14 protein-coding genes and 1 pseudogene are annotated in these 12812 nt (G+C 38.8%); 7 read left to right on the top strand and 8 right to left on the bottom strand.

Annotated features, from left to right (window positions below):
- Window positions 1–23 precede the first annotated feature (23 nt).
- Both ACRWSG_RS01620 and ACRWSG_RS01615 read left to right on the top strand, forming a co-directional pair.
- Window positions 24–473, top strand: coding sequence for an SMI1/KNR4 family protein (locus tag ACRWSG_RS01620; protein ID WP_462165437.1), 450 nt, complete (start codon window positions 24–26; stop codon window positions 471–473).
- Between the two features lie 210 nt (window positions 474–683).
- Window positions 684–1145, top strand: coding sequence for a hypothetical protein (locus ACRWSG_RS01615; RefSeq protein WP_054551487.1), 462 nt, complete (start codon window positions 684–686; stop codon window positions 1143–1145).
- Window positions 1146–1184: 39 nt separating this feature from the next.
- Here the strand turns inward: ACRWSG_RS01615 and ACRWSG_RS01610 are convergent, their stop codons facing one another.
- Together ACRWSG_RS01610 and ACRWSG_RS01605 are read right to left on the bottom strand one after the other, a co-directional pair.
- Entirely contained in the window at window positions 1185–2168 is a 984-nt protein-coding gene (locus ACRWSG_RS01610) for a 2-hydroxyacid dehydrogenase (protein WP_138600708.1), read from the bottom strand.
- Window positions 2134–2649 carry a glutathione peroxidase gene (locus tag ACRWSG_RS01605; RefSeq protein WP_462165436.1) on the bottom strand — a complete coding sequence of 172 codons (516 nt, stop codon included), beginning with the start codon at window positions 2647–2649 and terminating at the stop codon, window positions 2134–2136. Before ACRWSG_RS01605 ends, ACRWSG_RS01610 begins: the two co-directional genes overlap by 35 nt.
- 114 nt (window positions 2650–2763) lie before the next feature.
- On the opposite strand from ACRWSG_RS01605, the gene ACRWSG_RS01600 reads away from it, so the two are divergent.
- Entirely contained in the window at window positions 2764–3645 is an 882-nt protein-coding gene (locus ACRWSG_RS01600) for an NAD(P)-dependent oxidoreductase (protein WP_462165435.1), read from the top strand.
- Between the two features lie 39 nt (window positions 3646–3684).
- On the opposite strand, the gene sbcB is transcribed toward ACRWSG_RS01600, so the two are convergent.
- A complete protein-coding gene (gene sbcB / locus ACRWSG_RS01595) occupies window positions 3685–5130 on the bottom strand; it encodes an exodeoxyribonuclease I (protein ID WP_462165434.1) in 1446 nt (481 codons plus the stop codon).
- A 264-nt stretch (window positions 5131–5394) separates the two neighbouring features.
- Here sbcB and ACRWSG_RS01590 point away from each other — a divergent pair, with 264 nt between their 5' ends.
- The 3 genes from ACRWSG_RS01590 to ACRWSG_RS01580 all read left to right on the top strand — a co-directional run bounded on the left by ACRWSG_RS01590 (window position 5395) and on the right by ACRWSG_RS01580 (window position 6738).
- On the top strand, window positions 5395–5577 hold the full coding sequence (locus ACRWSG_RS01590; RefSeq protein WP_062564539.1) for a hypothetical protein: 183 nt from the start codon (window positions 5395–5397) through the stop codon (window positions 5575–5577).
- Between the two features lie 83 nt (window positions 5578–5660).
- Complete coding sequence (locus ACRWSG_RS01585) at window positions 5661–6245, top strand: hypothetical protein (protein ID WP_138600517.1); 585 nt, start codon at window positions 5661–5663, stop codon at window positions 6243–6245.
- Between the two features lie 112 nt (window positions 6246–6357).
- On the top strand, window positions 6358–6738 hold the full coding sequence (locus tag ACRWSG_RS01580; protein ID WP_138600519.1) for a hypothetical protein: 381 nt from the start codon (window positions 6358–6360) through the stop codon (window positions 6736–6738).
- Window positions 6739–6750: 12 nt separating this feature from the next.
- Here the strand turns inward: ACRWSG_RS01580 and ACRWSG_RS01575 are convergent, their stop codons facing one another.
- Both ACRWSG_RS01575 and ACRWSG_RS01570 read right to left on the bottom strand, forming a co-directional pair.
- Window positions 6751–7170, bottom strand: a complete 420-nt coding sequence (locus ACRWSG_RS01575; RefSeq protein ID WP_138600521.1) for a hypothetical protein — start codon at window positions 7168–7170, stop codon at window positions 6751–6753.
- A gap of 83 nt (window positions 7171–7253) precedes the next feature.
- The gene (locus ACRWSG_RS01570; protein ID WP_194441564.1) at window positions 7254–8195 is read right to left on the bottom strand and encodes a sodium-dependent bicarbonate transport family permease; all 942 of its coding nucleotides are present in this window, start codon (window positions 8193–8195) and stop codon (window positions 7254–7256) included.
- A gap of 110 nt (window positions 8196–8305) precedes the next feature.
- On the opposite strand from ACRWSG_RS01570, the gene ACRWSG_RS01565 reads away from it, so the two are divergent.
- On the top strand, window positions 8306–9256 hold the full coding sequence (locus tag ACRWSG_RS01565) for a LysR family transcriptional regulator (RefSeq protein WP_054551477.1): 951 nt from the start codon (window positions 8306–8308) through the stop codon (window positions 9254–9256).
- A gap of 18 nt (window positions 9257–9274) precedes the next feature.
- Here the strand turns inward: ACRWSG_RS01565 and ACRWSG_RS01560 are convergent, their stop codons facing one another.
- The 3 genes and pseudogenes from ACRWSG_RS01560 to ACRWSG_RS01550 all read right to left on the bottom strand — a co-directional run bounded on the left by ACRWSG_RS01560 (window position 9275) and on the right by ACRWSG_RS01550 (window position 12778).
- Window positions 9275–10417 carry a GGDEF domain-containing protein gene (locus ACRWSG_RS01560; RefSeq protein ID WP_462165433.1) on the bottom strand — a complete coding sequence of 381 codons (1143 nt, stop codon included), beginning with the start codon at window positions 10415–10417 and terminating at the stop codon, window positions 9275–9277.
- 81 nt (window positions 10418–10498) lie between these two features.
- Window positions 10499–11391: pseudogene (locus ACRWSG_RS01555) on the bottom strand (TIGR01777 family oxidoreductase).
- A 97-nt stretch (window positions 11392–11488) separates the two neighbouring features.
- Window positions 11489–12778, bottom strand: coding sequence for a diguanylate cyclase domain-containing protein (locus ACRWSG_RS01550; RefSeq protein ID WP_138600527.1), 1290 nt, complete (start codon window positions 12776–12778; stop codon window positions 11489–11491).
- Window positions 12779–12812 lie beyond the last annotated feature (34 nt).

Here is a 12812-nt window from a genome sequence, read left to right as displayed (position 1 = left end):
GTCATTTAAAATAAGGATATATTATGAACGAATGGATTGTTTTAAGAGAAAAAATAGAATCAAAGTTTCCAGCTCTGATAGATGTTATTAATAATGAGTCGAATGTTGAGTCATTAAATAAAATTGCAGATTTGGTTGGAAATACTTTACCTCAATCTTTTGTATCAATATATGCAAATTGTAATGGTCAATTCCGCACTAAGGCTGGTTTCGTTTTTGGCCTTTCATTATTAAGTACAGAAAAAATTATTCATGAGTTAAATGTTTGGCGAGAGATTATTGACCAAGGATTAGAAGGGTTAAATGAGAGTTGTTCATCCCTAACACCTAGCGCTATAAAAATTGAATATGCGAATACTAAATGGTTACCTCTACTTGGAGATGGAGGAGGTAATTTTATAGGGGTGGACTTTGATCCAAATTACGACAGGAACGAAAGGTCAAATTATCAATTTTGGCCGAGACGAAGATGATAAGTGTGTTTTTGCAAAGTCACTTGATGATTTCTTAGTGCTCCTCACTGAATTACTAAATAGCCCTTCGCTTGTTGAAGAGGAAGATGGCAGTTATTCATACAACCATACACACTTCATAGATGCACTCAAAGAGTTATCTCAAAAGTAATGAAACATAATTTTATTAAAATACCATAAAATCAATAAGTTAATAAAGGATGGTTAGCTTTGCAAGTGTTTAGAAGAAAAAGGAAGAAGGTTAGCTTTAAATTGCTCAACAGCTTTTTATACAGATTGTTATTTGGTGGTATGTTTGCTTATTATTTAACTGAATTTGCAGAAAAACCATTTTTTATGCAGCTCGGCTTTATAGTTGTATGTTGCATCATTTCTATCATTGTAGATTATTGGATGATAGAGCCAAAAAATTCAGTTGAGGTGTCAATAGACGGTGAAAAGTTACTATTATTAGGTGTTAAAATAGATATTTCCGAAGTAACTGAAATTCTTTACTCACAAACTAAAAGGTTCGAACATACAGTGAGGTTTAGTTATAAAAACCTAACTTACCAAGATTTCGAGCTAGCATCTTCCGATCTAATTGAAGATTTACGATTTTACGACTTTTTGGTTGATCACCAATTACCAGTAAAAATGCTCGATAACAATGAAAGGTTAAACGAGCATTGATGAGCTTAACGGCCTGATGAGAAGTATCAAGGCCATTTCTTAAATAACTTCGTTAGTTAATGCTAAGCCTTGGCTTATTTCATTGGCACTTTGTAATGTGGTGCAGGCTATTTCGCTCAGTGCTTCTTGGGTGAAGAAGCCTTGGTGGCCTGTCACTAACACATTTGGAAAACTAATAAGGCGTGAAAAAATATCGTCTTGCATGATTTCTTCACGGTGATCTTTAAAGAATAACTCTGACTCTTGTTCGTACACATCAAGGCCTAGGTGTCCGAGCTTTTTAGACTTAAGTGCTTGAATACATGCTTGGCTATCGAGTAGCGCACCACGAGAGGTGTTAATCAGCATGACACCGTCTTTCATTTTCTCAAATGCGCTAGCATCAATTAAATGATGGGTGTGCTCGTTGAGCGGGCAGTGCAATGAGATGACATCACTTTGGGTGAGCAATGTGTCTAAATCGCACAGGGTATAAGGGCCTTCACCAGCCATAGGATCGCACACGAGTACCTTAGCTCCAAAGCCATTTAATATATTTACCAGCGCTAAACCGATTTTGCCGCAGCCTATAATCCCAATAGTTTTTTTAAACAGATTAAAACCAAGTAAACCGTTTAAATCAAAGTTGCCTTCACGTACTCGGTTAAAGGCTTTATGGGTTTTTCGGTTGAGCGTTAGCATAAGGGCAATACAATGCTCTGCTACTGCTTCGGGGCTATATGCAGGGACGCGGCAAACCTTGATGTTATGCTCTTTGGCAGCATCAAGGTCTACATTATTGAAGCCTGCACAGCGTAATAAGATTGCTTTAATGCCAACAGCCGCCATATCTGCAATGACGTGTTTGTCGACCGTATCGTTAACAAACACGCACACTGCATCAAAACCTTGGCAGAGGGGCGTGGTATTGCTGTTTAAGGATTGCTCAAAATAACTGAGCGAAACAGACTCAGCGTATTCAGTTAGATTCCTTTCAAAAAACGGTTGCTCATACTTTTGCGCACTGAATAAGGCCAGTTTCATCATTTAAATTACTCTCTATCACCATTTTGAGGGTTTCGGGTTTGGTGCGCGGGGCATATCGCGCAACGAGTTGACCTTCTGAGTTTATAAGAAATTTGGTGAAATTCCATTTAATTGCGCGGTTTTGCGCAATTCCTCGAGTATGGCACTTTAAATAATTAAATAACGGGTGGGCGTCTGGATAATTGACTAACACCTTGTTAAAAATGGGAAAGCTGACATCAAAGTGTTGCTGATAAAAGGCTTTAAGATCATTGCCATCTAGAGGTTCATTGTGGCCAAATTGATTACAGGCAAAACCGAGTACGGTAAATCCTTGCTGTTTATATTCTTGATAGAGTTTTTCAAGGCTTGCCATTTGCACTGAAAAATTACATTTGCTGGCAATATTGACGATAAGCGCTGTTTTACCTTGTAGCGATTCAAGGCTGAAGTTTTCACCAGATGCAAGCTGGGCATTGAAACGATATATACTATCCATGTTTTACCTGTGTGTTTTTAAACGGTTTAAATGAACTTTTTTTCATTCGCTTTTTAGTTATTCGGTTGAGATAATGAAATTGTTACTAATTTATCACTCAAATAGGTCAGTTTTATGTCAATGAAAGTCGCCTTCATCGGATTAGGTGTAATGGGTTATCCAATGGCGGGTCACCTTGCCAACGCAGGTCACAACGTGACAGTTTACAACCGCACAACGGCTAAAGCGCAAAAGTGGGTTTCTGAGTATCAAGGTGAATACGCTGAAACACCAAGTGAAGCAGCAAAAGGGGCTGATATCGTTTTCATGTGCGTAGGTAATGATGATGATTTACGTTCAGTTGTTTATGGCGAACAGGGTGTGCTGGCAAGCATGCATGAGGGCAGCTATTTAGTTGACCACACTACAACGTCAGCTGAAGTGGCACGTGAAGTGGCTGCTCAAGCGAAACTACAAGGCATCGCATTTTTAGATGCGCCGGTTTCTGGCGGTCAAGCTGGGGCAGAAAATGGTGTATTAACCGTGATGGTTGGTGGCGACGAAGCTGATTTTAATGTTGTTCAACCTGTTATGGCTGCTTTTAGCCGTTTTAGCCAATTATTAGGTGAAGTAGGCTCTGGTCAACTGTGTAAAATGGTAAATCAAATTTGTATTGCGGGTGTGGTACAAGGCTTGGCTGAGGGGTTACACTTTGCAAAACAAGCTGGCCTTGATGGTGAAAAAGTAATTGAAACCATCTCTAAAGGCGCTGCAGGTTCATGGCAGATGGAAAACCGCTACAAAACAATGTGGGCTGGCGAATACGAATTTGGTTTTGCTGTTGATTGGATGCGTAAAGATTTAGGCATCGCTTTGGATGAGGCAAAGGCAAACGGCGCAACTTTGCCGATGACGGCAACAGTTGATCAATATTATGCCGATGTACAAGCGTTAGGCGGCGATCGCTATGACACATCTAGTTTATTAGCGCGTATCGAAGCGTTACATAAAAAGTAATATCCATAAAAAACGCGACAATGATTGTCGCGTTTTTTATTACATGCTTTGTGCGTAATTGTACAACGCTTTTAATATATGCAGATTTTTCTCGTTATCATCATTTTCATGAGCCAGATTTTCAAGAGTGATCATGAAATCTTGGCCACTGATCGACGGGCTATCTTCACCGTGCATTAGCTTGTTTTGGCAATACTGGCGCCATTTTGCTAATTCATCTTGGCTTAGTGTATGTGGCCAGTTTCGAGCGCGATATCTAAATAACAAGGTAGCAAACTTTTTATCATCAAAATCTAGCTGCATTGTGGCTAATTGCTCAGGGCTTGCATCTCGAATAATGGCAAATTTAGCTTTATCTGCATGGCTGGTAAAACCATCATAAAGTTGATAGTCAGGGTTGGTGGTTTCGCCGTAATCACGCTGCTCGTTAAACACTTCGGTTACTTTGTCGCGAAGCTCAGTGTTGGCTTTTAAAATAGCGAGATTTTGTAAGCATTTTTCGCGGTCAATACCCAAACGGGCTGCGTTCTCAGGTAACAAGGTTTTTGCTGGTGCGAGAATAGGGCACTTATTTAAATGCACGAGTTTTAAGCCTACCGGTGCTTCGTCTTCGCCAAGGTCGCTGTGTTTTGTGTAAAGACGCGTGCGTAGCTCTTCAACAGATAAATCTAATAGCACTTGCGGATCTTCAGTTAAATTAAAGAAAATAATGGCGTTTTTATTGACTGGGTGAAAGCTCATTGGTGCAATCCAGCTGGTGCAGCCTTGGCTTGCCGGAATTCGTGACGAGGTGTGCACAAGTGGTGTCATATTAAATACATCAACTAAATCAGCCAGTGCTTTTTTAGCGCGTAAGCTAAAGAAAAATTGATACAACTTAGGTTGTTTTTCTTTTATTAATTTTGCCAACGCTATGGTTGCCGTTACATCACTTAAAGCATCGTGAGCAGCAGCGTGTTCAATGCCATTGGCAACGGTTAAGTGCTCGAGCTTAAAGCTCGGTGTACCGTCTTCTTTGAGCGGCCATTCAATACCTTCTGGGCGCAGTGCATAACAGGCACGCACTAAATCAATAATATCCCAGCGGCTATTATTGTTTTTATATTCTCGCTCGTAAGGGTCATAAAAATTACGGTATAAGCTGTAACGTGTGACTTCATCATCAAAACGGATACTGTTATAGCCCGCAACACAGGTGTTAGGTTGGCTAAATTCAGCATGGATCTTTGCCATAAACTCAGCTTCAACTAAGCCTTTTTGCATTGCAACTTGCGGGGTAATACCCGTTATTAAACACGCCTCAGGGTGCGGCAAGTAATCGGCTGCAGGCTTGCAATATTCAATTAACGGCTCACCAATAATATTCAAATCGAGATCGGTACGAATACCTGCAAATTGACTTGGGCGGTCCTTTTGCGGGCTTGCGCCAAATGTTTCGTAGTCGTGCCAATAAATTGTTGGTTGCTGTTGTTCTGGATATGCCATGCATTAAACCTTGCTAAGCGTAGGGCCGCTTTGACTTATTTTTGAATTGACAGAATTATGGCATAGAGACTTGTTAGTTTATAGAGTTAAAGGTGTTGATGCTGTTTAGTGGTCGTTTTATATACCTGTGCGGTATAAAAAATAGCCTAACGGCTAGGTTTTATGCTTATACAGGGTCTAGTCGTTAGTTTTTACCTAAATTTTTATTGTAGTGGCTCGGTATTTGCTAACGAAAGCTATCTTTAACAATGAAGGAACAAAAAAATGACTTTATCAGCTTTATTACTATCTACTTTAGCATTCGACGCAGCACCAGCTCCTAGCTTTGATACAACAAAACTTCAAGGTACTGGTGGAATCATTATTCTAAACCCGAAAAAGAAAAATCAAGAATTACAGGGAACTGGTGGGATAATCATTCTTAACCCAAAGAAAAAAGAAAATTAATATAAAGTAAAGAAAACCAGCCAAGAGCTGGTTTTTTTTATGCTATAAGATTATGATTATGAACATCTTTAGTAGGATGATTCATGCAATATTTAGTCGAATTATACAATGAGTTGCTTGTAGCAACAGCTGTTCATAAAGTGTTTTCAGTGCAGGTAATCATTGCAATAAGTTATGCAGTTGCTTTAGTCCTATCATTTTATAGAGCCCTACGAAATAGAGAGCTTTTCAGTGATTTCTTATCAATAGCCGTGGTTGTGTTTAAATATCAGCTTACATCTCTACTTATGGAAAAAGTACTTATATACGTTCAAGAAACCGGTGAAAGTGGAATTGCTCAAAATGTTTATCTGAGTGTGGCTGGGATAAACCTCTTAAGTTTATATATCCTATACAAATTACATCAGCGATTCAGCTATAAGTATGGAGAGCTGTTTTTAAGTGTATTCAAGCTCACGATCGTAGTGACAATCGCACATTTAATTGTCTGGGTTAAGTTTGTTGTCTTAAACATTCAAGAAGAACACGCCTACATACACTACATGTATAGTTTTATTGTGCTCTACATTAGTATTGTCCTTGCTGTTGTAATGTTGTTTCCAGGTCTTTTGAAAACCAAATTAAAACTATTACTTAGTCCAAGCTGGCCTTTTGGAACAAAAAGTTAACATTAATTTATGATGTTTTTCAGTCCTATAACTTCATTTATAATGCTTTTTCCTGATGTATTGCGAACCAAGTTTGGGTGTATAGTAACATTTAGTTTACCGAGGGATCGTAATGCTTGAACTAATTTACATAGCCATTGTCGTTTTAGCCATCTTGCTTGTTGCAAGTACATGGTTGATTGCGCGTAAAAATATCTTTGAAGATCAAATCAGATCTAAATCAGTTGAGGTAGTTTGGTGCACGTTACAAGCTGAGCATGAAACAGATATCAGCAAAGCAATTAAACTATTTAATAAAGCTGAACAGTTAAAGAGTGAAATTGCCACCTTAATGGGTAATTCACCGCAAGCTGCAGACTTTAAGTTAGCAGAGCCTGTTGGGCTTGATAGTAATGAAATAAAAGAGTTATCGCTTGGGGAGCTGCAGCGCTACTACGATAAACAAAATAATATATCCGATATCTACGATAAAATGTACAAAGGTAAGAATTAGTAAAAAGCCAGGTTATTTAACCTGGCTTTGTATTTTGAGCTCATTTTTTATTTGTTTTAGCTGAATATCTGCAAGCTGACTAAGGGCTTCATGAGTGTGATTATCACCTTTAATTAGCCCTGCCATAGAAAGCTTTTTTATACTCTTAATAATACCGTTACTTACTGCTTGTAGTAACGCCCCATCAAGTGTCACTGTGGTTTGTTCGCTACCATTAAGTAGTGAATCAAAGCTAACTTCAGAAGCTTTAGCCACGTTATCAATTAGTTCATAAGGCACTGCAGCAATTTCAATACTTTGCTCGCAAAAACCTGATGTTAACGATAAGTGCCTTTCTAATTCAGCATAGTTTTGCACCTTACAAAGCGTACATATGCGCTTAAAAATATCACTCACATGCTGTTGCTCGGTGCTGAGCGTTTGATTAAACATAGCATGTCCTTGCGCTGCTTTTTTGTTTATATTAAACGACTTTTCAGAAGATCTCATTAATAAAGTTAAGGTGTGACCATTTTTTAGCCCATAAATAAGGCTATTTGATGATATAAGCCAATTCCTACTAATACATTGAAAGGAAAGGTAATGCCCAAAGAACATAACATGGCTAAACCAATGTCTGCATCGGGTATGGCTGCTTTAATCGCGGCAGGGGCTGCTATGTAAGAGGCACTTGCAACTAGGCTTGCTAGTATTACCACAGAGCCTAACTCTAGTTGTAATGCAGTACCAACGCAGACCCCGATTGCACCTAATAAATTTGGTGTTATGAGAGCAAATAATGCTAATCGCCATTGATGCCATGGAATAGGGCGCAGAGTTTGTGCAGCCATTAAACCCATTTCAAGAAGGAATAGTGCCAGCACAACTTTAAAGCTGTTCGTTAATAGACTCGTTACTTGGCTCCCTTGTTGTGTGCCGTACATCATGCCAATAATTACACCACCAACTAGCAGAATGACACTTTTGTTAGTGAGTGTTTCATGCCAAAGTGCTTTTAGAGAAAGGTTTTGTCCAGAACCATTACCAAGGCGGCGATACAGTAACAATCCAACAATAATCGCAGGTAACTCAAGCATTACTAAATAAAGTGTGACTTCAGCACCTACATTAAGTGAGTTTGATTCGGCATAAGCTAAAGCAACTGCAAATGTACCTGCGCTTACTGAACCGTAATGGGCAGCAATACTTGCGCTATTAGCAACAGAGAGGTTTAGCAGTTTGTTTAAAATAGGAAACAGCATCAATGGTATTACGCCACCAAGTAGTAATACAGCGCCCATTTCTGGTAGAAGTTGCCAATGCAAATTGCCATGCAGCACCATACCTCCTTTTAAGCCAATGGTGAGCATTAACAATAGGCTAAGAGTTTCATAGGTCGCTTGCGGAATTTTTAGGTCAGAGCGAAGTAATCCGGCAGTGAGTCCTAAAACAAAAAACATTACAACAATATCAGGCACTTTGTTCTCCTCTTGGTTAAAAAGCGCCGCTATTCTAGATAAAAAATCACATAGTAAATAATAAAATAAATGATAATATCCTATAGGTTTTTATCTATGGGTTTGATTTTATGGATTTAAGGCATATTTCTTTTCGTTTACTCGAGGTATTCATGTGCGTTGTAAAAACACGCTCAATTAGTGAAACAGCAAGGCAATTACATTTAACGCAACCAACGGTTTCGCAACAAATTAAACGCTTACAAGAAACAGTTAATGAACCATTAGTGATGGTTAATCAGCAGCGAATTCATGTTACTGAAGCGGGTTTTGCATTGTTTCAAACTTGTCAGCAGGTGTTTGGTCACTTTGATGACTATCAAGATTATCTTGCTGAGCTTAGAGGTGGTGAGAGAGGGCGCTGTAAAATAGCCATGGTTAACACCGCGCAATATATCTTGCCTAAGTTACTTGGTCCGTATAGTAATTTACACCCTCATGTTGAGTTGCCACTTGAAATAGGTAACCGGGCTGAAGTGCTAGCCCGTTTTGAAAGAGGCGAAGACGATATTTATGTCTTTAGTCATCCACCTTCATTAGAACATGCAAAAGCAGGACGGTTTTTACAAAACCCATTAGTGTTTATTGCACCAACCAACCATGCGCTCGCGAGTCAGACTCAGGTCACATTACAAGACTTAGTATCTGAACGTTTTTTGCTTCGAGAGCCTGGTTCTGCCACACGAATGCTGTTTGAAAGTGAACTGCAAAGCAGAGGCTTTGTATTAAGCAACACAGTACAAATGGCAAGTAACGAAGCTATTCGGGTTGCGGTTGGTTCAGGAATGGGGCTAGGTGTTGTTTCTCGCCACGTATTGCCACCCCATGATACAAGTTTTTGTATGTTAGATGTAAAAGATGTCAATTTAGCTAGTCATTGGTATTTTGTGGTACGGACCGATCGCCATTTATCGCATGCGGCGCGTAGCTTTTTAAAATTTGCTCAGTTGAATTTAGAACAATGTTTAAATAAACAGTGGGTCACTAATGAGCTAAACCTACTCAATGAAAGCTTAAATTAAAGATTCTAACTACCGCATTTAAAATGCCATAGTTACAACTTGATTTCGGCCATTTGACTTGGCTTTGTACAAACCTTTATCGGCTTCTGCGAGCAACTCATTGACATTATTGGTGCCCGATTTATGTGTAATAATACCGACACTGATCGTAAGCTTTAGAGCTTGGTTTTGATAAAAGAAACGATCGTTGTGTATCGCTAAACGAATTCGTTCAGATAGGCTTTCGCCTTGAGTTTGATTGGTGCTAGGTAGTATGACTGCAAATTCTTCACCACCGATTCTGGCCACCAAATCGTGTTCACGTAGTTGGCTTTTAATCTTTTTTGCAACCCATTTGAGTGCTTCATCTCCTGTTTCGTGTCCATATTGGTCATTTACTTTTTTAAAGAAATCGATATCAATCATCAAAGCGCAGAGTTCAGTCAGGCTATGATTAGCTTGTTCTAAGTAGCTGTTACTAATTGTTATAAATGATCTACGGTTTAATAATCCAGTGAGTGGATCTCGATTTGCTAGATCGTTTAGTACTTGCTCTGATTCTAAAAACATCATTAATGGCCAGATCATGGCGGTTAGAGTGGTAATTATAATATGGCTTATCAGAATGACCGCGAGAATGTGAGTTAAATCAGTATCAATAATGTCTTGATAATCTGAAACTAAAAGCGAAAACTGTAAAAGCATAATCAAAGCATGAATTACAAAGCATAGTTTTAGTAAAGCAAGATGCATGATGCGCTCAACCTGTAGTTTTCTGAGGGCAAAAGCAGCGTAGCTAAAGCATATGGCGATAATGGCCGTGGTGATTATTTGGTTTAACGGGGAGTCATGCACTGGCAGCAATATCAGCATGGATAGAGTCACTACAAATGCACAGGCTTTATGATATTTTTTATCTGACTGACTGAACGCATGGATCCCTAAAATTGCAGCTAAAGGCGCTGAAATAATGAGTAAATCAGCCAAGTAATGGGTAATTAAGGGGAAGTCGATAAAAACACGCAGAGATGCGGTGATCTGCGCAAATACGAAAAGTAAACACGAACTACCCCAATATAAATAGCTTGCTTGTTGTCTCAAGAAATATAAAGACAGTAGAAACGCCCCAATAATCACATTCAATAAAATTGAAATGCTGATTATGGTGGGTAAATGCATCATGATTTTCCCTGGATAATCACTCGACTAAAATCAGGTTAATTATTATGTATTAGTTGAATCTTATCAACTAGTACATTGTAACTATAATTTCAGACTTTCTAATGCGGGCTTCAATGTTGGGTAATGGAAGCGGAAATTGTGATTAAGTAATTTATTGGGAAGCACAAATTGACCATGAAGTAGAAGATCTGACATCTCTCCCATCATCAATTTGAGAACCCAACTAGGCATACGCAACATGGCAGGACGCGAAATTACATTCGCAAGTGTTTGACTAAATTCATTATTATCAACGGGGTTTGGCGCGGTGGCATTAATTGGTCCTTGAATTTCTTGATGTGAAAGCACAAAAAGAATGAGTTGGATCATGTCGTCAATATGGATCCACGACATCCCTTGACGACCATGACCTAAAGGGCCACCAAAACCAAACTTGAAAGCTGGCAACATTTTACCTAAAGCTCCCCCTTGTTTTGCTAAAACGATGCCTGTACGCAGCAAGCAAACGCGAGTTTGATCACCGTGCGCTTTCGTTGCGGCATGCTCCCAATCACGACAAAGGACATGGCTAAATTCAGGGTAAATATCATTAAAGCTTTCATCGATTGGCTGGTTTTCTTGACGGCCATAAAAACCAATGGCACTGCCAGAAATGAATGTGTGAGGAGGGGACTCACAGCGGCTAATCGCTTTTGAGATTTGTTGGGTAAGATTAATCCGGCTATTAAGTAAAGTGCGCTTTTGCGATTCACTCCAACGTTTATTGACGATTGGCTCTCCTGCAAGATTAATGACAGCATCAATCTCTTCAAAATTGACTTCATCTAACGACTTAACTGTGTGTACCTGATGAGTCAGTATCACAGCAGCTTGTATCGGATTGCGTGTTAGCACAGTAACCTTGTGGTGATTAAGTAAGAAAGGGCACAAATGTCTACCAATGATCCTGTTCCACCTGTTAATAAAATATGCATAGTGCTACCTTAATTAAAATCTGTGTGTGTTTTTTATACATAGTGATGGGGCTTTTTGCAAATTTATACGTATAAAGCAGTAATTTAGATTAGTCTTCTAGCCGCGATTGTTGTGTATGTGATAACTATTCTTTGACTCATGCTTAGCGTGATACATTGCTTGGTCAGCGAGTTTAAGTAGATGTTGATGATTTAGGCTGTGATCAGGAGCGAGGGCTACTCCAATACTTAATGAAATATTTAATGTCAGCTGTTCGAGTACAAAAGGATTGTCAAAACGTGCTAATAAATGAGTGATCATCGCATTAACGTATCTGTATTTGGCAATATTATGTGTAATTATGACAAATTCATCTCCTCCATAACGATATACATCATCATCAGCTCTGACAGATGACGTAATTCGTTTTGCGGTTTCAATGAGAATTTGGTCACCAATTAAATGACCATACTCATCATTCAGTTTTTTGAATTTATTGATATCTATAAATATAACGGCCAGCTTACTGTCTTTAGAGCAAGTAGAAATGGCTTGCTTTAATGCAGGCTTTAGTTCTGTTCTATTCAAAACACCTGTAAGGTGATCATGACTAGCTTGAAAATTTAACTTGCTCGTTCGTTTATAAACAATGTCACTCATGCGTGCAAAACGTTTTAACACAAAGCCAATTTCATCGTTGTAATTAATCGTCAACATTTTAGGTCTTTCGCCTTTTTCTAGTTGTTCAGTGTTTTGAATTAACAACTTAAGAGGTTTAAAAAGCCTTGAATTAATATAAAAAGCACAAAAAACTAACAAGGTCACTATTAGTGGTATTTGCAAAGTAACAAACCGAGTTATGAATAGTCTGTTTCTTTGGTAGTCAGCATTTTGCTGTTCTAGCTTGGCACGTTCAATATTTTGAAACAGTAAAATATGCTTGCGGATTTGGTCCATATACTGTTTCCCCTCATTCGTCAAAACAATCGCTTTTGCTTCTTCGATTGCATATGGCGTGTTTTGCATTACAAGTGTGACAGTTAACGCTAACTCCGCTAACTTTTTGTCGACTAGCTCATCTATTACTGCAAGTGTATTTTGTTGTTCGGGGTTACTTAGCGTTAGTCTATTGATGGCTAAAAAATGTTGTTTAACTTGTTCAAGTGCCGCGTAGTAGGGTTCTAAATAGTTCAGATCCTGCGTTAATAAATAACCACGTTGCCCGGTTTCTGCGTTCGTTATTTGATTGTAGAGCTTTTCTGATTCATCGAGCACATCATGAGTATGGATCACTGCCTCAAGCTTAGCCTGACCTTGTTTATCTAATACATAGATAATGAAGGTATTGGCTACCACCACTAAAAAAATGGTAGATAGCAAAAAGATGAATTTAATTCTCAGCGACATTGAAATTGCGACAGCCTAAAATTACTAACCTTTA

This window comes from Pseudoalteromonas sp. GB43, from assembly GCF_054923805.1.
The sequence above is the reverse complement of the archived record's forward strand: the minus strand, read 5'-3'. Positions and strand labels throughout refer to the sequence as shown.

Excerpts from the sequence above, each read along its gene's own strand:
- ACRWSG_RS01575 (WP_138600521.1), bottom strand. The coding sequence starts at position 7,170 with ATGTTTAATCAAACGCTCAGCACCGAGCAACAGCATGTGAGTGATATT.
- ACRWSG_RS01620 (WP_462165437.1), top strand. The coding sequence starts at position 24 with ATGAACGAATGGATTGTTTTAAGAGAAAAAATAGAATCAAAGTTTCCA.
- ACRWSG_RS01605 (WP_462165436.1), bottom strand. The coding sequence starts at position 2,649 with ATGGATAGTATATATCGTTTCAATGCCCAGCTTGCATCTGGTGAAAAC.
- ACRWSG_RS01550 (WP_138600527.1), bottom strand. The coding sequence starts at position 12,778 with ATGTCGCTGAGAATTAAATTCATCTTTTTGCTATCTACCATTTTTTTA.
- ACRWSG_RS01585 (WP_138600517.1), top strand. The coding sequence starts at position 5,661 with ATGCAATATTTAGTCGAATTATACAATGAGTTGCTTGTAGCAACAGCT.
- ACRWSG_RS01600 (WP_462165435.1), top strand. The coding sequence starts at position 2,764 with ATGTCAATGAAAGTCGCCTTCATCGGATTAGGTGTAATGGGTTATCCA.
- ACRWSG_RS01565 (WP_054551477.1), top strand. The coding sequence starts at position 8,306 with ATGGATTTAAGGCATATTTCTTTTCGTTTACTCGAGGTATTCATGTGC.
- ACRWSG_RS01580 (WP_138600519.1), top strand. The coding sequence starts at position 6,358 with ATGCTTGAACTAATTTACATAGCCATTGTCGTTTTAGCCATCTTGCTT.
- sbcB (WP_462165434.1), bottom strand. The coding sequence starts at position 5,130 with ATGGCATATCCAGAACAACAGCAACCAACAATTTATTGGCACGACTAC.
- ACRWSG_RS01610 (WP_138600708.1), bottom strand. The coding sequence starts at position 2,168 with ATGAAACTGGCCTTATTCAGTGCGCAAAAGTATGAGCAACCGTTTTTT.
- ACRWSG_RS01590 (WP_062564539.1), top strand. The coding sequence starts at position 5,395 with ATGACTTTATCAGCTTTATTACTATCTACTTTAGCATTCGACGCAGCA.
- ACRWSG_RS01560 (WP_462165433.1), bottom strand. The coding sequence starts at position 10,417 with ATGATGCATTTACCCACCATAATCAGCATTTCAATTTTATTGAATGTG.